Origin of the sequence: Streptomyces sp. NPDC017991 (assembly GCF_044328075.1) — a bacterium.
GTDB lineage: Bacteria > Actinomycetota > Actinomycetes > Streptomycetales > Streptomycetaceae > Streptomyces.
In genome coordinates, this window is record NZ_JBIRGP010000016.1 from 248,109 (window position 1) to 267,274 (window position 19,166).

The window sequence follows — 19,166 nt, forward strand, 5'->3', positions numbered from 1 at the left end:
GCAAGGAGAACCGAGGCACATGACGGAGCGCGGCCCTGAGACGTCGGATGCCGACACGATCTACGTGTTTGCCGTCTGCCGGGATCCGGACCCGTCGGACGTCGTCGGACTGACCGGCGTCAGCGACGACTCAGCCGTGAGCACGCTGTCCCTGGGGAGCCTGACGGCGATCGTCCAGACCGTCCGGGCGGGCGACTTCACCGACGAGGCCTGGCAGGCACGCCTGTCCGATCAGCGGGAGCTGGAACGTTACGCACGCGCCCACCACGACGTGGTCTCCGCGGTCGCGGCCCGCTGCCCGACGGTTCCTCTGCCGATGGCGACCCTCTACCACGGTGAACGGAGAGTGCGAGAAGCACTGGGCGAGGAGGCGGACCGCTTCCGTGCCGCGCTCAGACGCATCGCGCACCACGCCGAATGGGGCGTGAAGGTGTACGCGCCGCCCAGCATGCGGGACGACCGAGACGAGCGGGACGGCCGAAGCGATCGAACCGACGGCGGTCGCCGGGACGAACCGCACGACCCGCGTGACCTGCCCGACACGGAGCGGACGCCGGCCCGGCAGGTCGCGCCGGCCGACCGGACTCGACCGTCACCCGGAGCCGGCCTCGCCTATCTGAACCGCAAACGGGGAGCGCAGGAACGCCGCGAGCGCGGCCAGAACGAGGCACTGCGCATCGCCGAAGCGGTGGACGCCGAAGTCGGGGGTCTCGCCAAGGCCTCCCGCAGGTTGCGGCCGCAGCCTCAGGCGGCCGGGGAGCGGCGGGTCCAGGTCCTCAACGCGACCTATCTCGTGGCGGAACACCGCGCCGAGGAACTCGCCCGGCTCACCCGGACACTGCGGGAACGCACCGGAGCACGGATCGAGCTGTCCGGACCGTGGGTGCCCTACTCGTTCGTCGGCGAGGTGTAGAGCGTGACGCACGATGTCGATGTGACGGCCTGGGACGACGCCGGGCCACTGGGCGGCCCCGTCGGGGTGCCGCTCGTCGATCTGCTGGATCGCGTCCTTGCGACCGGAGTGGTGATCAGCGGCGATCTGGTCATCGCCATCGCCGACGTTCCGCTGGTACGTCTGTCGCTGCACGCCCTGCTGTCGTCCGTCAACGAACGCGTCCCGGCTCCCTGGGCGGACGGCGGCCCGCTGTGACCGGCTCCCGGGTGGACCTGGACTCCGAGAAGATGGGCCGCGACCTCGTCGCCCTGGTCCTCACCGTGGTCGAACTCCTCAGGCAACTGATGGAGCGCCAGGCGATCCGCCGTATCGAGCAGGGTGACCTCAGCGACGAGCAGGCCGACGAGATCGGCACCACGCTCATGCTGCTCGACCAGCGGATGACGGAACTGTGTGAACAGCACGGAGTGCGTCCGGAGGACCTCAATCTCGACCTCGGCCCCCTCGGCACGCTGCTGCCGAGGGACTGACTGTCCGAGGAGGCCGGGCGGGGATCCGAGCGAGTCCGGTCCGGCCGGTTCCCTGCCGCCCCTTGTTATAGCCAACAAAGTGAATAAGGTATTAGTGGGCTATGACGAAAGGGGGTCGGTCCATGTCCGACAGCGGGTATCTGCGGTACGTCGCCTTGGGCGACAGCCAGACCGAAGGGCTCGGCGACGGTGACGACGTGACAGGGCTGCGCGGCTGCGCCGACCGGTTCGCGGAGGAGCTGGCGAAGGGGTCCCCGGACGTCCTCTACGCCAATCTCGCCGTCCGCGGGCGCCTCGCCGGGCAGGTGCGCGCCGAGCAGCTCCCGGCGGCCCTCGCACTGCGGCCCGACGTGGCCACCGTGGTCGCCGGGATGAACGACCTGCTGCGGCCCCGCTTCGACGCGGACGAGGCGGGCGGCCATCTGGAGGCGATGTTCGCCGCGCTGACCGGGCAGGGGGCCCGCGTCGCGACGGTCACCTTTCCCGACGTCGGCCGGATCAGCCCGCTGGCCCGGCCGCTCGGCCGCCGGGTCCTCGCCCTCAACTCCCGTATCCGGGAGGCGGCCGAACGCCATGGAGTGGTCATCGCGGACATGTCCGCCCACGAGGTGGTGACGGACCCCCGGCTGTGGAGTCCGGACCGGCTGCACGCGAGCCCGCTCGGTCATGCGCGGATCGCCGCCGCGGTCGCGCACGCGTTCGGCCTCCCGGGCAGTGACGAAGCCTGGACGCTGCCCTTGCCGCCCGGTACGTCCGTGCCCAGGCGGCTGCGGGGCGTCGGGGCGGAACTGCGCTGGGTCGGCGGCTTCCTGGGGCCCTGGCTCCTGCGCCGGGTCCGGGGCCATTCGTCGGGCGACGGCCGGCGGGCCAAGCGGCCGGAACTGCTCCCACCGGCCCTCCTCGACGGTCGCCTCCTTGACTGATCAACGCGGTGCTAGCTTGAGTTCATGGCGTTGCGCAACGCGGTGATGGCCGCGCTTCTGGAGGGCGAGGCGTCCGGCTACGACCTCGCTAAGGGCTTCGAGGCCTCGGTCGCCAACTTCTGGATGGCCACCCCCCAGCAGCTCTACCGCGAGCTGGAGCGCATGGAGGGCGAGGGGCTGGTCTCCGCCCGCGTCGTCCAACAGGAGCGCCGGCCCAACAAACGCCTCTTCTCGCTCACCGAGGCCGGGCGCCGGGTCCTGCGCGCGTTCGTCACCGAAGGCCCCGCGAAGCCCCTGGCCATCAGGGACGAGCTGATGGTCAAGGTCCAGTGCGTCGACATCGGGGACACCGACGACATCGAGGCCGTACGGACCGCGGTCGCCGAGCGCGTCGAACGGTCCGCCGCCAAACTCGCCCGCTATCTCCGTATGCGGGAACGCATGCTGGCCGGCCGCACCGAGGACGAACACCTCGCGTCCGCCGACCGCATCGGCCCCTACCTCACCCTCCAGGGCGGCATCGCCCTGGAACGGGGGAACCTCCAGTGGGGCGAGACCGTCCTGGAGCGCCTCGCCCAGCGCGTCGCGGTACTCGACGGACCGGCCCCCGCGCCCACGGGCGAACCGGGCCCGCGGAACACCTAGTCCGTCCCGTCCGTCCCGTCCGTCAGTCCGACGCCGGGCCCGGCTCGGCCACCCGCCTTTTGTCTGTGCTCAGGCCGGGCTCAGGGCGCGGAGTGTGTCGACGCGGTTCGTCGTGATCGAGTCGACGCCCGTGTCGAGGAGCCGCCGCATGGACCGCCGGGTGTCGGGCGTCCACACGGAGACCAGGTATCCGTCCTTGTGGACCCGGTCGACGAGGTCGCGGTCCACCAGCCCGAAGCGGTAGTTGAGCCACCGGGGCCGTACGGCGTCGAGCAGCGCGGGCCGCGGAGGCGCGAGGCTCGTCCAGGTGAGGGCGATCTCAGCGGCGGGTTCTGCCGCGCGGACGGCGAGCATGGCGGCGGCCCCCGCGCAGTAGTACACGCGCTCCTCGGCGCCGAAGTCCCGGACGACACCGATGATCCGGCGGACGGCGCGGGCGTCCACCGGACCGGGCAGGTCGACCATGAGCCGGCCCTCGTCCGTCGCCTTGAGGGCCTCCTCCAGCGTGGGGATCCCGCCCGAGGTCAGGCCCCGTACCTCGTCGGCGGAGAGCGAGCGCAGCGGCCGGTCCTGTTCCCACAGCCGCTTCAGCGTGTCGTCGTGCAGCAGGACGGGCACGCCGTCGCGGGTCGGCCGGACGTCGATCTCGACCGCGTCCGCGCCCCGTCGGAGCGCGGAACGCAGGGAGTCGAGCGTGTTCTCACGGACGCGGTAGGGGTCGCCGCGATGGGCCACGGCAGTCACGGTACGCATCGGCCCATTGTGCTGGTGCGCCGTCTCAGGGCGCGAGCCACCCGGCGGTGTACGTGTCGATCTCCGCCGCCAGTGCCGCCTTGCCGGCGCCGTCCAGGAAGGAGACGTCGACGGCGTTCCTGGCGAGCGCGGCCAGGCCCCGCTCGTCGAGGTCGAGGAGGCGTGCGGCGACCGCGTACTCGTTGTTGAGGTCGGTGCCGAACATCGGCGGGTCGTCGGAGTTGACGGTGACGACCACGCCGGCCCGTACGAACTCCTTCATCGGGTGCTCGTCGAGGGTGCGGACCGCGCGGGTGGCGATGTTGGAGGTGGGGCACACCTCCAGCGGGATCCGGTGCTCGGCGAGGTGCGCGAGGAGCCTCGGGTCCCGGGCGGAGCTGGTGCCGTGGCCGATGCGCTCGGCCCGCAGGTCCGTCAGCGCGTCCCAGACCGTCTCCGGCCCCGTCGTCTCGCCCGCGTGCGGTACGGAGTGCAGGCCGGCCGCGATCGCACGGTCGAAGTACGGCTTGAACTGCGGCCGGGGTACGCCGATCTCAGGGCCGCCGAGTCCGAAGGAGACCAGGCCCTCCGGGCGGAGCTTGTCGGTGGTGGCGAGCCGGACCGTCTCCTCGGCGGATTCGAGTCCCGCCTCGCCCGGGATGTCGAAGCACCACCGCAGGATCGTGCCGAAGTCGGTCTCGGCGGCGATGCGGGCGTCCTCGATGGCGTCCATGAAGGCGCCCTCGTCGATACCGCGGCGGGTCGACGAGAACGGCGTGATCGTCAGCTCGGCGTAGCGGATCTGCTGCCGGGCCATGTCGCGGGCGACCTCGTACGTCAGCAGGCGTACGTCCTCGGGCGTGCGGATGAGGTCGACGACGGACAGGTACACGTCGATGAAGTGGGCGAAGTCCGTGAACGTGAAGTAGTCGACCAGCGCCTCGGGGTCCGACGGCACCTTGGAGTCGGGGTGGCGGGCGGCCAGCTCGGAGACGATCCGGGGGGAGGCGGAGCCTACGTGGTGGACGTGCAGTTCGGCTTTGGGCAGTCCGGCGATGAAGGCGTGCAGGTCGGTCAAGGTTCCTCCCCAGGAACGGCGCCGGGCCGGTGTGCGGCGGGCGGGCGCGGGTGATCGGCTGATCGGTGGTGCGGTTCTTCGAGGATCATCGTAGGCCGAGGCCCGCGCGGGGGAGGCCTGGGCCTTAGCATGACGCCACGTACGACAGAGGGGACTCCGCGCATGTCCGAGGACGCGCAGGCACCGGGTGGGCCGGCCGACGAGCCGCGGGACCGTCGCCCCGAGGACATCGCTCCCGAGGCGAGGGTGTCGCTGGGCAAGCCGCACGTCGAGCCGCCTGTCGAGTTGCCCGCCGAACTGCCCGCCGAGTCGAATCCTTGGGCTCCGCCGGTGGACGCGGGAGCTTCGCGGGGGTCCGGGTCGTCCTCGGTGCACGACCGGCGGACCGTGACCTCGTTCCCTGCGGCGCCGGATCCGTATGCGGGTCCCGGGAGTTCCGCGGTTCCGCCGCCGCCGATCGCGCCGGGAGGGCCGGGGCCGGTGCCGTACGGGTACGGGTACGGGCCTGGGCCCGGGTACGGGCCTGGACCTGGCCCTGCGCACGGCCATGGGCACGGCTATCCGGCCTACCCCGTGCAGGGTGGGCCCGGCTACGGGTGGCCCGGGATGCCCATGGCGCCGAGCAATGGGCTGGGGACCGCGTCGCTCGTGCTCGGGATCGTCGCGGCGGTCGGGTTCTGTCTGTGGCCGGTGGCGCTCGTGTGCGGGATTCTCGCGCTGATCTTCGGGGGGATCGGGCGGGGGAGGGCTCGGCGGGGCCAGGCGACCAATGCGGGGCAGGCGTTGGCGGGGATCATCTGTGGGGCGGTCGGTGTCGCGCTGGGCATCGCCTTCCTGGTGGTGTTCCTGGTCCTGCCGGATACGGAGATCGACGACTCGGGGACCGGGGACGACGGCTTCAGCACGTCATTGACCGCGGTCGGCTGAGGGGGCTGTCGGGCGGGCGGGCACGTGCGGGCCGGTGGGGGCTGGCCGCGCAGTTCCCCGCGCCCCTTGGGGTGGGTTCGGCGGGCGGGCACGTGCGGGTCGTCGTGGGCCGGTCGCGCAGTTCCCCGCGCCCCTAAAAGCAAAGCAGCCCGTTGCCCCGGCAGGCGCCAGATCACGCCCGCCCACCATCCCGGGCCGCGCCCCTTCAGGGGCGCGGGGAACTGCGCGACCAGCCCCCACCGGCCCGCAGGAGACCACACGCCCAGCCCCGCCGGCCCCGCCGCAGGCGTGATGTGGCTGCAGGCCGGTCCCTGCGGGGCGTTCAAGCGGAGCGCAAGCGGTCCCTTGCGGCCATCAGGGCGAAGCCCAGCAGGTTCAGGCCCTGCCAGCGCGCCGGGTCGCACGCCCGCTCGTCGTCCGCGGCCAGCCCGATGCCCCAGACCCGGTCCACAGGACTGGCCTCGACCAGCACCCTCCCCCAGCCCTCGCCCGGGGGAGCCCCCATCTCGCTTCGCTGACCCGTGCCCAGCAGGAACCCGCGAAGTTCGCCGTCCGACGCGAACTTCGCCACGCTCCCCTCCACCACGATCCCGAACCGCTCCCGCTCCCAGACGGCCTCGTCGAACCCGCGGACCAGCCGCCCCGCCTTCTTCGCGAGCGCCGGATTCGGCGCGTCGAGCGCCCGCCGCTCCGCCTCCGCGTCACCGAAGAGCCGCGCCTTGCGCGCCATCATCCAGTGCTCGGCCGTCCGGTACTCCACCCCGTCCACCGTGAACGGCGACGGCCACCACTGGCTCAGACAGCTCGACCCGATCCGCCCGTCCGCCCGCGGCCGGTGCCCCCAGAAATGCAGGTACTTGACCTTCGCCCCCGCCCGGACCGCGCTGACCAGCGCCTCCCGGGATGCGATCCCCGATTCGATCTCCCCCATGCACGCGAGTCTGGCACGTACCACTGACAATCCGTCCCGCCTCTTCCTCAGCGACTCGACACCTGGCCGACAGATTCCGTCGCGTAACCAAATGGCAACAACGGAATCACTTGTTGGAGCACCATTGCTCTGTCAGGATCGGCACTCAAATCGAGCTGGAGCTACGCCGGCCCCCGGGTTCGGGGAGTGCGGCGGAGGAGAGCGAAATGCACAATCCGGGCCATCGCTTCCAGGCGCAGGACCGCTTCGCGGACGGCGCGCAGTACATCGCGGGCCGGCCGGCCAGGGGCACGTCCGGCCGGAGCCACACCGTCGTCGACCCCGCCACCGGCGACGACCTCCACACGTACGAGCTGGCCGGCACGGACGACGTGGACGCGGCGGTGGAGGCCGCGCGGGAGGCGTTCCCCGGCTGGTCCGGTGCCACTCCGGGCGAGCGCTCCGACGCCATGCACCGCTTCGCCGCCGTGCTCGCCGAGCGCGCCGAGGAGTTCGCGCAGGCGGAGTCCCTGCAGTGCGGCAAGCCGATCAAGCTGACCCGGGAGTTCGACGTCCCGGGCACGATCGACAACACCGCCTTCTTCGCGGGCGCTGCCCGGCATCTTCAGGGGCAGTCCGCCGGTGAGTACTCCGGCGACCACACCTCGTACGTACGCCGCGAGCCGATCGGGGTGGTCGGGTCCATCGCCCCCTGGAACTACCCCCTTCAGATGGCCGCCTGGAAGGTCCTCCCGGCGATCGCCGCCGGCAACACGATCGTCCTCAAGCCCGCCGAACTGACCCCGTTCACCTCCCTGCTGTTCGCCGAGGCGGCGACCGCGGCGGGCATCCCGGACGGTGTCGTCAACATCGTCACGGGGGCGGGCAGGGACGCCGGTGAGCACCTGGTCGGGCATCCCGATGTCGTCATGACCTCCTTCACGGGGTCCACCGCCGTCGGCAGGCGCGTCGCCGAGATCGCCACCGCCACGGTCAAGCGCCTGCACCTGGAACTCGGCGGCAAGGCCCCCTTCGTGGTCTTCGACGACGCGGACCTGGAGGCCGCCGTGCACGGCGCGGTCGCGGGCGCGCTCATCAACACGGGCCAGGACTGCACGGCCGCCACGCGCGCGTACGTGCAGAGGCCCCTCTACGAAGAGTTCGTTTCGAGGACCGCGGAGCTCATGGAGAGCGTCCGGCTCGGTGATCCTTTCGCGCCGGACACCGACCTCGGGCCGCTGATCTCCGTCGCCCAGCGGGACCGGGTCGCCGGGTTCGTCGACCGGGCGCGCTCCTACGCGCGCGTGGTCACCGGTGGCGAGATCCCGAAGGGGCTGGAGCGCGGCGCGTACTACCGGCCGACCCTGGTCGCCGACGCCGCGCAGGACAGCGAGATCGTGCAGTCCGAGATCTTCGGCCCGGTCCTGGTGGCCGTCCCCTTCGACAGCGACGACGAAGGCATCCGCCTCGCCAACGACACCCCGTACGGTCTCGCCGCCTCCGCGTGGAGCCGTGACGTGTACCGGGCGAACCGGGCCACGCGCGAGATCAAGGCGGGCTGTGTCTGGGTCAACGACCACATCCCGATCGTCAGCGAGATGCCCCACGGCGGTTACAAGGCGTCCGGCTTCGGCAAGGACATGTCCTCGTACTCGTTCGAGGAGTACACACAGATCAAGCACGTCATGTTCGACAACACGGCGGTGGCCAGGAAGGACTGGCACCGCACGATCTTCGGGGACCGTTAGTCGCCAGTGGCCCGGACCAGGCCGAAACCTCCCGAAAGGGCACCACGAGCATGGAGCAGTACGAGCCCGACCAACTGTCCCCGGCCCGACTGGCCGCCGTGCGGCGCAGCCTCCGCAACGGCAGGGCCTCGCTCAGCCGCCGTTCGCTGCTGCGCGCCTCGACGGGCGGCGCACTCGCCCTCGGCGGACTGGGGACCCTGAGCGCCTGCGGGATCCCGGCGGCGAAGAACACCGCGGGCGTCTCGTCCGAGGACCACTCGGCCAAGGAGAAGCAGATCAACTTCTCCAACTGGACCGAGTACATGGACGTCGACGACAGCGAGAAGCGGCACCCGACGCTCGACGCGTTCGCCGAACGCACCGGCATCAAGGTCAAGTACACCGAGGACATCAACGACAACGTCGAGTTCTTCGGCAAGCTCAAGCCGCAGCTCGCGGCGGGCCAGGACACCGGGCGCGACCTCATCTGCGTCACCGACTGGCTGGCCGCGCGGCTGATCCGCTTCGGCTGGGTGCAGAAACTGGACGCGTCCAACCTGCCGCACGCCTACGCCAACCTCTCCCAGCAGTTCCGCACCCCCGACTGGGACCCGGGACGCGCCTACTCGTATCCCTGGACCGGTATTCCCACCGTCATCGCCTACAACAAGAAGGCGCTGGACGGGGTGGAGGTCACCTCGATCTCCGACATGCTCGACAACCCGAAGCTCAAGGGACGCGTCGCCTTCCTGTCCGAGATGCGCGACAGCATCGGTATGACGCTGCTCGATCTCGGCAAGGACCCGGCGAAGTTCACCGACGACGACTTCGACGCGGCGATCGCCCGGTTGCAGAAGGCCGTCGACAAGGGCCAGATCCGCCGCTTCACCGGCAACGACTACACGTCCGACCTCACCAAGGGCGACCTCGCCGCCTGTGTCGCCTGGGCCGGTGACGTCGTCCAGCTCAAGGCGGACAGCCCGGACATCGACTTCGTCATCCCGGACAGCGGCTACATGATCTCCTCGGACAACCTGCTGGTCCCCAACAAGGCGCGGCACAAGTCCAACGCCGAGCGGCTCATCGACTACTACTACGAGCCCGGTCCGGCCGCCGAGCTGGCCGCGTACATCAACTACGTCTGTCCCGTCGACGGCGTGAAGGCCGAACTGGCGAAGATCGACAAGTCGGCGGCCGACAACCCGCTGATCATTCCCGACGCCGCCATGGCGGCCTCGTCGCACGCCTTCCGCTCGCTGAGCGCGAAGGAAGAGACGGCGTACGAAGAGAAGTTCGCAAAGCTGACGGGGGCGTGATCACCGTGACCACCAACAACAGTGCGAAGAACAGCACGACGAGCGGTACGGAGACCGGCGGTGACGTCCGCCTCTCGGGCATCAGCAAGACCTACGGCTCCTTCACCGCCGTCCGGCCGCTCGACCTGACCGTGCCCCAGGGGTCGTTCTTCGCCCTCCTGGGAGCGTCGGGCTGCGGCAAGACCACCACGCTGCGCATGATCGCCGGCCTGGAGGAACCCTCCTCCGGAACGGTCTTCCTCGGCGAGCAGGACGTGACGAACCTGCCCCCGTACCGGCGCCCGGTGAACACCGTCTTCCAGTCGTACGCCCTCTTCCCGCACCTCGACATCTTCGAGAACGTCGCCTTCGGTCTGCGCCGGCGCGGCATCAAGTCGGTGAAGAAGCAGGTCGGCGAGATGCTCGACCTCGTGCAGCTCGGTGAGCAGGCGCGCAAGAAGCCGCACCAGCTCTCCGGCGGCCAGCAGCAGCGCGTCGCCGTCGCCCGCGCGTTGATCAACACCCCCAAGGTGCTCCTCCTGGACGAGCCCCTCGGCGCCCTCGACCTCAAACTGCGCCGCCAGATGCAACTGGAGCTCAAGCGCATCCAGACCGAGGTCGGCATCACCTTCGTCCACGTCACGCACGACCAGGAGGAGGCCATGACGATGGCCGACACGGTCGCCGTGATGAACGCGGGCCGCGTCGAGCAGCTCGGTTCGCCCGCCGACCTCTACGAGAACCCGAACACCACGTTCGTCGCCAACTTCCTCGGCACCTCCAACCTCATCGAGGCCGAGGTCGACACCAGGAGCGGCGACGAGATCGTCCTGAAGGCGGGCGGCGGCAAGCTCGTCCTGCCCGAGGCCCGATGTTCGGCGCCCACAACGGCCGGCGGCAAGGTCCTGGTCGGGGTCCGCCCCGAGAAGATCTCCCTCACGCACGCCGACGAGGCGGGCGAGATCCCGGTGGGCCGCAACCGCATCACCGGCACCATCGCCGACTCCAGTTTCATCGGCGTCTCCACGCAGTACGTCATCGACAGCCCGGTCTGCCCGGAGTTCGAGGTCTACGCCCAGAACATCGACCGCGACCCCCGGCTCGTACCCGGCGCCGAGGTGGTCCTGCACTGGAACCCGGCGCACACCTTCGGCCTGGACGCCGCCCAAGACATCGACGCGGGCATCGAAACGGTCGAGGAAGAGGCGGCCTGATGACGACCGTCACCGACGCGCCGCCCCTGGCGCCCACCCCCGCCCCGAAGGAGCGCCCCCCTCGGAGGAGGGGCCGTCTCACCCCGTACTGGCTGCTGCTCCCCGGCCTCCTCTGGCTGGTCGTCTTCTTCGCGCTGCCGATGGTCTACCAGGCCTCCACGTCCGTGCAGACGGGCTCCCTGGAGGACGGCTACAAGGTCACCTGGCACTTCGCGACCTACTGGGACGCGGTGGCCGACTACTGGCCGCAGTTCCTGCGCTCCATCGCCTACGCCGGCACCGCCACGATCCTGTGTCTGCTGCTCGGCTACCCGCTCGCGTACCTCATCGCGTTCCGTGCGGGCCGCTGGCGCAACCTGATCCTGATCCTGGTCATCGCGCCCTTCTTCACCAGCTTCCTGATCCGTACGCTCGCCTGGAAGACGATCCTCGCGGACAGCGGGCCGGTCGTCGGCGCCCTCAACACGCTGCACGTCCTGGACGTCACCAGCTGGCTCGGCGTCACCGCGGGGGACCGGGTGCTGGCCACCCCGCTCGCGGTGGTCTGCGGTCTCACGTACAACTTCCTGCCGTTCATGATCCTGCCGCTCTACACCTCCCTCGAACGCATCGACGGGCGGCTGCACGAGGCGGCCGGCGACCTGTACGCGCGGCCCTTCACGACCTTCCGCAAGGTGACCTTCCCGCTGTCGATGCCCGGGGTCGTCTCCGGGACGCTGCTCACGTTCATCCCGGCGAGCGGCGACTACGTGAACGCCGACCTGCTCGGTTCCACCGACACCCGCATGGTCGGAAACGTCATCCAGACGCAGTTCCTGCGCATTCTCGACTATCCGACGGCCGCCGCTCTCTCGTTCCTTCTCATGGCGGGAATCCTGGCCGTCGTCACGCTCTACATCCGTAAGTCCGGGACGGAGGATCTGGTTTAGATGGGCCTCTTGCGCTGGTTCAAACGCCGTCTCGTCGTCATCGCGGGTCTGCTCACCCTCGGATATCTGCTGCTGCCCAACATCGTCGTCACCGTCTTCTCCTTCAACAATCCGAAGGGGCGCTTCAACTACGAATGGCAGCAGTTCTCCACGGACGCCTGGACCGATCCCTGCGGGGTCGCCGGCCTGTGCGGCTCGCTCTCGCTGAGTCTGCAGATCGCCGCCTGGGCGACGCTGGGCGCCACCGTCCTCGGCACGATGATCGCCTTCGCGCTGGTCCGCTACCGCTTCCGCGCACGCGGCGCCGTGAACTCGCTGATCTTCCTGCCGATGGCCATGCCCGAGGTCGTCATGGCCGCCTCGCTGCTCACGCTCTTCCTCAACCTGGGCGCCCAGCTGGGCTTCTGGACGATCCTGATCGCCCACATCATGTTCTGCCTGAGCTTCGTCGTCACCGCCGTCAAGGCGCGCGTGATGTCGATGGACCCGCGCCTGGAACAGGCCGCGCAGGATCTGTACGCGGGTCCCCTGCAGACCTTCCTGCGCGTCACGCTGCCCATCGCCGCGCCCGGTATCGCCGCGGGAGCGCTGCTCGCCTTCGCGCTCTCCTTCGACGATTTCATCATCACCAATTTCAACGCCGGCTCCACCGTCACGTTCCCGATGTTCGTCTGGGGTTCCGCACAGCGCGGAACACCCGTTCAGATCAACGTCATCGGTACGGCCATGTTCCTCATCGCCGTACTGTTCGTGCTGGCCGGAATGGTCATCGGAAACCGCCGCAACCGGCAAAAGGCATCATGAGCCATAAGAGAAATCGGGCCGACAAGAACTGGACGGCATCCCTTTCCGACGCCCAGCCGCTCTCGTACTGGCTGGACGACCCGGGCAAGCCCCGCCCCGAGCCCGCGCTCACCACCGCCGAGACCTGCGACCTGCTCGTCGTGGGCGGTGGCTACAGCGGACTGTGGACCGCGCTCCTCGCCAAGGAACGCGACCCCGGGTGCGAGGTGGTCCTGCTGGAGGGCCGCGAGGTGGGCTGGGCCGCCTCGGGCCGCAACGGCGGTTTCTGCGCCGCCTCCCTCACCCACGGCCTGTCCAACGGCCTGACCCGCTGGCCCGACGAGATCCACCGGCTGGAGGAGCTGGGCGCCCGCAACCTCGACGGCATCGAGGCGACCGTCGCCCGCTACTCCCTCGACTGCGACTTCGAGCGCACCGGCGAGATCGACGTCGCCACCGAGCCGTACCAGGCCGCCGAACTGCGGGACTGGCACGAGGAGCTGAAGGAGCGGGGCCTCGCCGACGGTGTCGAGTACCTGGACACCGACGCCGTACGCGAGCAGGTGAACTCACCGACCTTCCTCGGCGGCCTGCACGACCGCAGGGGCGTCGCCATGCTGCACCCCGCCAAGCTCGCCTGGGGACTCAAGCGCGCCTGCGTCGGGCTGGGGGTGCGCGTCTACGAGAACACGCCCGCGCTCACCCTGAAGGCGTACGGCGCGGGAATGGCCGTACGCACGCCGTACGGGAGTGTGCGCGCCCGCCGGGTCGCCCTCGGTACGAACATCTTCCCGAACCTGGTCAAGCGCGTGCGCCCGTACACCGTGCCGGTCTACGACTACGCGCTGATGACCGAGCCGCTGACCGCCGAGCAGCTCGACTCCATCGGCTGGAAGAACCGGCAGGGGCTCGGGGACTCGGCCAACCAGTTCCACTACTTCCGGCTGTCCGCCGACAACCGGATCCTGTGGGGCGGCTACGACGCGGTGTACCCGTACGGCGGCCGGGTGCGCGCCGAGTACGACGACCGGCCGGACACGTACGCGAAGCTCGCCGGGCACTTCTTCACCTGCTTCCCGCAGCTGGAGGGCGTCCGTTTCACCCACGCCTGGGGCGGCGCGATCGACACGTGCTCCCGGTTCTCGGCCTTCTTCGGCACCGCGCACGGCGGCCGGGTCGCCTACGCGGCCGGCTATACGGGCCTCGGTGTCGGCGCGACCCGGTTCGGGGCGGACGTGATGCTCGACCTGCTGACGGGGGTGCGCACGGAACGTACGGCGCTGGAGATGGTCCGCAGGAAGCCGCTGCCCTTCCCGCCGGAGCCGTTCGCGTGGACGGGCATCGCCCTCACCAAGTGGTCCCTCGCCCGCGCGGACGCGCACGGCGGCCGGCGCAATCTGTGGCTGCGGACGATGGACCGGGTGGGCCTCGGCTTCGACAGCTGACCCTGACGGGTGACTTTCACCAACAAGTCGCCGAAAGCCGCGTAATGCCCGGCCCGGACCTCCCTCTCCCCTGTGGCGCGACCAGCGCCGACACACGAGAGGGAGGTTCCGCCATGACAGGGGCCAAGACGGCGGTCGAGTGGCTGGCATCCGTGGCACCGGATCCCGAGGCCTGCCGCTGGGAGTGGGAGCGCAACCCGATGGGGGTCGCGCTGCTGCCGGCGGGCAAGGTCTGGGACGTGCTCATCCTGCCGGGGCAGCTCGGCTATCCGACACTCGACGTGCTGTCCCGCGTGCTCGACCAACCCGGTCCCGTACTCGTCGACTTCGGTGACGCGCGCATGGGTTTCTTCGTCCCGCCGGGGACGGCCGCGCGCTGGCTGGGCACGGGGGTGCGCACGGCGGGACGCGGTACGTGGATCGTCGTCCCGTATCCCGGGCGCTCGACCGGCGGCGTCCGCTGGCTGATCCCCCCGGACGGCTCCGGCACACTCACCGACCCGGCGCTGCTGGAACTGGCGATGCACGAGGCGGCGGCGGGGCTGGCGACCGGGGATCGCGGAGGGGCTGGGGGCCGTGACGGGTCCGGCGCGGGGTGACCGCGATGACGGATAGCTGCCGGAGGCCTTGACAACGGAATTGGTCTGGACCAAGTTGGGCGCGCCCCACCCTCCCATCCCCCACGCCAGGAGGCACTCGTGGATCGCGTCGGACCTGTCCACAGACCTGTTCACAGATCCGTCCTCGCCGTCTGTGCGGCCGCCGTCCTGGCCGTACCCGGTATGACCGCACTCTCGTCGGCCGCCCGTGCGGCCGACGCGGACCTGGCCCGCAACGGCGGGTTCGAAGCCGGCCTCGACGGCTGGTCCTGCACGGCGGGCTCGGTCGTCGGCTCACCCGTCCGCAGCGGCGCCTCGGCGCTGCAGGCGACCCCGGCAGGCAGCGACAACGCGCGGTGCGCGCAGACCGTGACGGTCCGGCCCGACTCCCAGTACACGCTCGCCGGACACGTCCGCGGCTCCTACGTATACCTCGGCGCGAGCGGCACCGGCACCACCGACGTCTCCGCCTGGACGCAGTCCGCGCCGGACTGGCAGCGGCTCGCCACGACCTTCCGCACCGGCCCCTCCACCACCCGGGTCACGATCTACACGCACGGCTGGTACGGCACCGGCGCCTACCACGCCGACGACATCTCCCTGGTCGGCCCCGGCGGCGACGCGGCCCAGCCACCGGCCGCACCCGCCACCCCCACGGTCGGCACGGTCACCTCCACCGCCGTCGGCCTGTCCTGGCCCGCGGTGCAGGGTGCGACGGGCTACGCGGTCCACCGCGACGGGACGAAGATCCAGACGGCGAGCGGGACGTCGACCACCGTCAACGGCCTCGCCCCCTCGACGGCGTACTCCTTCCAGGTCACCGCCGTGAACGCCGCCGGAGAGTCCGCGAAGTCCCCGGCCGTCACGACGACCACCGCGGGGGGCCCGGGCGGCGGCGACCCCGTGGACCTGCCCGCCCACGCCCTGGTCGGCTACCTCCACGCGAGCTTCGCCAACGGCTCCGGCTACACGAGGATGGCCGACGTCCCGGACAGCTGGGACGTCATCGACCTGGCCTTCGGCGAACCGACCTCCGTGACCTCGGGCGACATCCGCTTCGACCGCTGCCCGGCGGCCGAGTGCCCGGGGGTCGAGTCCGACGCCGAGTTCAAGGCGGCGATCAAGGCGAAGCAGGCCGCGGGCAAGAAGGTCCTCATCTCGATCGGCGGCCAGAACGGCCAGGTGCAGCTGACCACCGCGGCGGCCCGCGACACGTTCGTCTCCTCCGTCTCGAAGATCATCGACACGTACGGGCTCGACGGACTGGACATCGACTTCGAGGGCCACTCGCTCTCCCTGAACGCCGACGACACCGACTTCAAGAACCCGAGGACGCCGGTGATCGTGAACCTCGTCTCGGCGGTGAAGACCCTCAAGGCCAAGTACGGCGACGACTTCGTCCTCACGATGGCGCCCGAGACGTTCTTCGTCCAACTCGGCTACCAGTACTACGGAACGGGCAAGTGGGGCGGCCAGGACCCGCGCGCCGGCGCCTACCTCCCGGTCATCCACGCCCTGCGCGACGACCTGACGCTCCTGCACGTCCAGGACTACAACTCCGGCCCGATCATGGGCCTCGACAACCAGTACCACTCCATGGGCGGGGCCGACTTCCACATCGCCATGACCGACATGCTCCTCACCGGCTTCCCGGTGGCGGGCGACGCGGCCAACGTCTTCCCGCCGCTGCGCCCCGACCAGATCGCCATCGGCATGCCGGCCACGACCAACGCGGGCAACGGCCACGTGTCGCCGAGCGAGGTCGACAAGGCCCTGGACTGCCTGACGAAGAGGACCGGCTGCGGCTCGTACGCGACCCACGGCACCTGGCCCGCCCTGCGCGGCCTGATGACGTGGTCGATCAACTGGGACCGCTTCGGCGGCTGGGAGTTCTCGAAGAACTTCGACGACTATTTCGGCTGAGCGGCTGATCAGCCGAGCGGCCGAGCGGCTGAGCGGTCGTGCTGCCGCTGGTCAGGAACGTCGCGAGTCCCAGCAGCAGCAGGGCGCTCAGACACCAGCTCCCCGCCACGTCCAGCGGCCAGTGGTAGCCGCGGCGGACCAGGCCGAAGCCCACGGCTGCCACCAGGACCAGACAGGCGATGGTGAGCTCGCGGCGGAGGTAGCGGTTGTGGAGCCAGGGGAGCAGCAGGAGGACGGCGGCTCCGTAGGCGACGGCGGCCGTGGCGGTGTGGCCCGAGGGGTAGTAGCCGTCGCCCGCCATCCCGGGCGGGCCGGTGCGGCCGACGGCCTCCTTCAGCGGCACGACCAGGAGCGGTACGGCCGCCATGGTGAGCAGCGCCGCGAGCGGGGGCAGCCACCAGCGGGGCAGGGCCGCCCGCAGCGCCCGCCACGCGACGTACGCGGCGACCGCGGCCAGGACCGGGACGGCGACCGCGATGTTGCCGAGATCCGCGAGGAACTCGGCGGCACCCGTCGGCAGGCGGCTCCCCTCGACCGTCCGCGCGAGCCGTTCGTCGGCGCGGCGCACCGGCCCGTCGACGGAGACCTGCCAGGTGAGCAGACCGAAGAGGATGAAGAGAAAGAGGGGGAAGAGGAGGGAGAGGGGGACGCGCGGGGCGAGGGTCCGGGTGCGGGCCCCCGCATCCGGTGGACCTTCGCCTCGGCTGCCGCTTTCGGGGGCGCTGATCATGCGGTACAGCGTGCCAGCAGCACCCGGCGGGGCCCCGCAAGGGGCGCGGGGAACTGCGCGGCCGACCACGACGGACCGGCGGTCGATTCACATCCCCCGGCGGACGCCGTCCCGTGGCGCGGGCCAGGCGGCCGGGCCCGGGTCCGCGGAACAGGCCCCGGACGCGCCGAAAGGCTTGCACCAGGGGGGGTAGGTGCAAGCCCTTCGGTGGTTCTGATCGGTTGCCGCGCGCCCCGGGGGGTTTGGGGCGAGCGACTGTCCGATCGGTGAGGAGACCCGGAGCACAAGGCTCCGGTTGTGTGCGCGAAGGCACGGCCAGGGCGAAGCTGGGGAGGCCCCGTCCTGATGTCGCCCACAGTCCCCTGTGGGCGGGGTGCATCTCTCATCTGCGTAGAACCTACGACAGCGGGCGGGCGTCCGACAGGAGGATTCCGTTCCCGCCATGCACCTCGCACACCTTCTTCACACGCCCCGCTCCTGCGGCAGGTCCGGGACCCCGGCAGCGGAACCGATGAGACGGACGCCGCTCAGATGCGGGCAAAAGCCTGCTCGATGATGTCCAGCCCCTCGGTCAGCAGGTCCTCGCCGATGACCAGCGGCGGCAGGAAGCGCAGGACGTTCCCGTAGGTGCCACAGGTCAGGACCAGCAGGCCCTCCTGGTGGCAGGCCTTGGCGAGCGCGGCGGTCGCCTCCGCGTTCGGCTCCTTCGTCGTACGGTCCTTGACCAGCTCGATCGCGATCATCGCGCCCCGGCCGCGGACGTCGCCGATGATGTCGAACTTCTCGGCCATCGCGCCCAGGCGGGCCTTCATGACGGCCTCGATGTCCTTCGCCCTGGCGTTGAGGTCCAGCTCCTTCATCGTCTCGATCGAGCCGAGCGCGCCGGCACAGGCCACCGGGTTGCCTCCGTAGGTGCCGCCCAGGCCGCCCGCGTGCGCGGCGTCCATGATCTCGGCGCGGCCCGTCACGGCGGCCAGCGGCAGACCGCCCGCGATGCCCTTGGCGGTGGTGATCAGGTCCGGGACGATCCCCTCGTCCTCGCACGCGAACCACTGGCCGGTACGGCAGAACCCGGACTGGATCTCGTCGGCGACGAAGACGATGCCGTTGTCGGTCGCGAACCTGCTGAGGGCCGGCAGGAAGCCCTTGGCGGGCTCGATGAAGCCGCCCTCACCGAGCACCGGCTCGATGATGATCGCGGCCACGTTGTCCGGACCGACCTGCTTGGTGATCTCGTCGATGGCCTGCGCGGCGGCCTCCGCGCCCGCGTTCTCCGGACCCGTCGGCCAGCGGTAGCCGTACGCCACCGGGACGCGGTAGACCTCGGGCGCGAACGGCCCGAAGCCGTGCTTGTACGGCATGTTCTTCGCGGTCAGCGCCATCGTGAGGTTGGTGCGGCCGTGATAGCCGTGGTCGAAGACGACGACCGCCTGCCGCTTCGTGTAGGCACGCGCGATCTTGACGGCGTTCTCGACGGCCTCGGCGCCGCTGTTGAACAGGGCGCTCTTCTTGGCGTGGTCCCCGGGCGTCAGCTCGGCGAGCGCCTCGGCGACGGCCACGTACCCCTCGTACGGCGTGACCATGAAACAGGTGTGGGTGAAGTCCTGGAGCTGGGCGGCGGCCCGGCGTACGACGGCCTCGGCGGAGGCGCCGACGGACGTCACGGCGATACCGGAACCGAAGTCGATGAGCCGGTTCCCGTCGACGTCCTCAAGGATGCCGCCACCGGCGCGCGCGGTGAAGACGGGCAGCACGGAGCCCACACCGGCCGCGACCGCGGCGGTGCGGCGGGCCTGCAGCTCCTGCGACTTCGGGCCGGGAATGGCGGTGACGATGCGGCGCTCCTGCGGAACTGCGCTCATGAGGGGCTCCCTGGGGTCG

At 70.7% G+C, this 19,166-nt stretch carries 19 protein-coding genes; 14 read left to right on the forward strand and 5 right to left on the reverse strand.

Annotated elements, in window-relative coordinates; all coding sequences use genetic code 11:
* Positions 1-19: 19 nt before the first annotated feature.
* The 5 genes from ACH4DZ_RS38040 (at position 20) to ACH4DZ_RS38060 (ending at position 2,993) form a co-directional block, all read left to right on the forward strand.
* Positions 20-913 (forward strand): GvpL/GvpF family gas vesicle protein, encoded by an 894-nt coding sequence (locus tag ACH4DZ_RS38040; protein WP_398293173.1) that lies wholly within the window; start codon positions 20-22, stop codon positions 911-913.
* Between the two features lie 3 nt (positions 914-916).
* A complete protein-coding gene (locus ACH4DZ_RS38045) occupies positions 917-1,150 on the forward strand; it encodes a gas vesicle protein (RefSeq protein WP_398293175.1) in 234 nt (77 codons plus the stop codon).
* Positions 1,147-1,425 carry a gas vesicle protein K gene (locus tag ACH4DZ_RS38050; RefSeq protein WP_189775390.1) on the forward strand — a complete coding sequence of 93 codons (279 nt, stop codon included), beginning with the start codon at positions 1,147-1,149 and terminating at the stop codon, positions 1,423-1,425. The genes ACH4DZ_RS38045 and ACH4DZ_RS38050 overlap by 4 nt, the downstream gene beginning before the upstream one ends.
* A 122-nt stretch (positions 1,426-1,547) precedes the next feature.
* Positions 1,548-2,348 (forward strand): SGNH/GDSL hydrolase family protein, encoded by an 801-nt coding sequence (locus ACH4DZ_RS38055; RefSeq protein WP_398293177.1) that lies wholly within the window; start codon positions 1,548-1,550, stop codon positions 2,346-2,348.
* 24 nt (positions 2,349-2,372) lie between these two features.
* The gene (locus ACH4DZ_RS38060) at positions 2,373-2,993 is read left to right on the forward strand and encodes a PadR family transcriptional regulator (RefSeq protein WP_398293179.1); all 621 of its coding nucleotides are present in this window, start codon (positions 2,373-2,375) and stop codon (positions 2,991-2,993) included.
* A 69-nt stretch (positions 2,994-3,062) separates the two neighbouring features.
* Here the strand turns inward: ACH4DZ_RS38060 and ACH4DZ_RS38065 are convergent, their stop codons facing one another.
* Entirely contained in the window at positions 3,063-3,746 is a 684-nt protein-coding gene (locus ACH4DZ_RS38065) for a glycerophosphodiester phosphodiesterase (RefSeq protein WP_398293181.1), read from the reverse strand.
* A gap of 25 nt (positions 3,747-3,771) precedes the next feature.
* Positions 3,772-4,803: an adenosine deaminase gene (locus tag ACH4DZ_RS38070; RefSeq protein ID WP_398293183.1), complete on the reverse strand. Its 1,032-nt coding sequence runs from the start codon at positions 4,801-4,803 to the stop codon at positions 3,772-3,774.
* A 162-nt stretch (positions 4,804-4,965) separates the two neighbouring features.
* On the opposite strand from ACH4DZ_RS38070, the gene ACH4DZ_RS38075 reads away from it, so the two are divergent.
* A complete protein-coding gene (locus tag ACH4DZ_RS38075) occupies positions 4,966-5,730 on the forward strand; it encodes a DUF4190 domain-containing protein (protein ID WP_398293185.1) in 765 nt (254 codons plus the stop codon).
* A gap of 322 nt (positions 5,731-6,052) precedes the next feature.
* Here the strand turns inward: ACH4DZ_RS38075 and ACH4DZ_RS38080 are convergent, their stop codons facing one another.
* A complete protein-coding gene (locus ACH4DZ_RS38080; protein ID WP_398293187.1) occupies positions 6,053-6,661 on the reverse strand; it encodes an NADAR family protein in 609 nt (202 codons plus the stop codon).
* A 206-nt stretch (positions 6,662-6,867) separates the two neighbouring features.
* Between ACH4DZ_RS38080 and ACH4DZ_RS38085 the strand changes: the two genes are divergently transcribed.
* The 8 genes from ACH4DZ_RS38085 to ACH4DZ_RS38120 all read left to right on the forward strand — a co-directional run bounded on the left by ACH4DZ_RS38085 (position 6,868) and on the right by ACH4DZ_RS38120 (position 16,555).
* Positions 6,868-8,388 (forward strand): gamma-aminobutyraldehyde dehydrogenase, encoded by a 1,521-nt coding sequence (locus ACH4DZ_RS38085; RefSeq protein ID WP_398293190.1) that lies wholly within the window; start codon positions 6,868-6,870, stop codon positions 8,386-8,388.
* Between the two features lie 50 nt (positions 8,389-8,438).
* On the forward strand, positions 8,439-9,683 hold the full coding sequence (locus ACH4DZ_RS38090) for a spermidine/putrescine ABC transporter substrate-binding protein (RefSeq protein ID WP_398293192.1): 1,245 nt from the start codon (positions 8,439-8,441) through the stop codon (positions 9,681-9,683).
* A complete protein-coding gene (locus tag ACH4DZ_RS38095) occupies positions 9,680-10,876 on the forward strand; it encodes an ABC transporter ATP-binding protein (protein WP_398293194.1) in 1,197 nt (398 codons plus the stop codon). The genes ACH4DZ_RS38090 and ACH4DZ_RS38095 overlap by 4 nt, the downstream gene beginning before the upstream one ends.
* The gene (locus ACH4DZ_RS38100) at positions 10,876-11,805 is read left to right on the forward strand and encodes an ABC transporter permease (RefSeq protein WP_398293196.1); all 930 of its coding nucleotides are present in this window, start codon (positions 10,876-10,878) and stop codon (positions 11,803-11,805) included. The genes ACH4DZ_RS38095 and ACH4DZ_RS38100 overlap by 1 nt, the downstream gene beginning before the upstream one ends.
* Positions 11,806-12,609: an ABC transporter permease gene (locus ACH4DZ_RS38105; protein ID WP_398293198.1), complete on the forward strand. Its 804-nt coding sequence runs from the start codon at positions 11,806-11,808 to the stop codon at positions 12,607-12,609.
* Positions 12,606-14,033, forward strand: a complete 1,428-nt coding sequence (locus ACH4DZ_RS38110; protein ID WP_398293200.1) for an NAD(P)/FAD-dependent oxidoreductase — start codon at positions 12,606-12,608, stop codon at positions 14,031-14,033. Before ACH4DZ_RS38105 ends, ACH4DZ_RS38110 begins: the two co-directional genes overlap by 4 nt.
* Before the next feature lie 113 nt (positions 14,034-14,146).
* The gene (locus ACH4DZ_RS38115) at positions 14,147-14,632 is read left to right on the forward strand and encodes a hypothetical protein (RefSeq protein WP_398293202.1); all 486 of its coding nucleotides are present in this window, start codon (positions 14,147-14,149) and stop codon (positions 14,630-14,632) included.
* A 183-nt stretch (positions 14,633-14,815) separates the two neighbouring features.
* On the forward strand, positions 14,816-16,555 hold the full coding sequence (locus tag ACH4DZ_RS38120; RefSeq protein ID WP_398293205.1) for a chitinase: 1,740 nt from the start codon (positions 14,816-14,818) through the stop codon (positions 16,553-16,555).
* Here the strand turns inward: ACH4DZ_RS38120 and ACH4DZ_RS38125 are convergent.
* Both ACH4DZ_RS38125 and gabT read right to left on the reverse strand, forming a co-directional pair.
* Positions 16,494-17,285, reverse strand: coding sequence for a phosphatase PAP2 family protein (locus tag ACH4DZ_RS38125; RefSeq protein ID WP_398293206.1), 792 nt, complete (start codon positions 17,283-17,285; stop codon positions 16,494-16,496). The two genes, ACH4DZ_RS38120 and ACH4DZ_RS38125, sit on opposite strands and share 62 nt — an antisense overlap.
* A gap of 527 nt (positions 17,286-17,812) precedes the next feature.
* The gene (gabT, locus tag ACH4DZ_RS38130; RefSeq protein WP_398293207.1) at positions 17,813-19,147 is read right to left on the reverse strand and encodes a 4-aminobutyrate--2-oxoglutarate transaminase; all 1,335 of its coding nucleotides are present in this window, start codon (positions 19,145-19,147) and stop codon (positions 17,813-17,815) included.
* Positions 19,148-19,166: the final 19 nt, after the last annotated feature.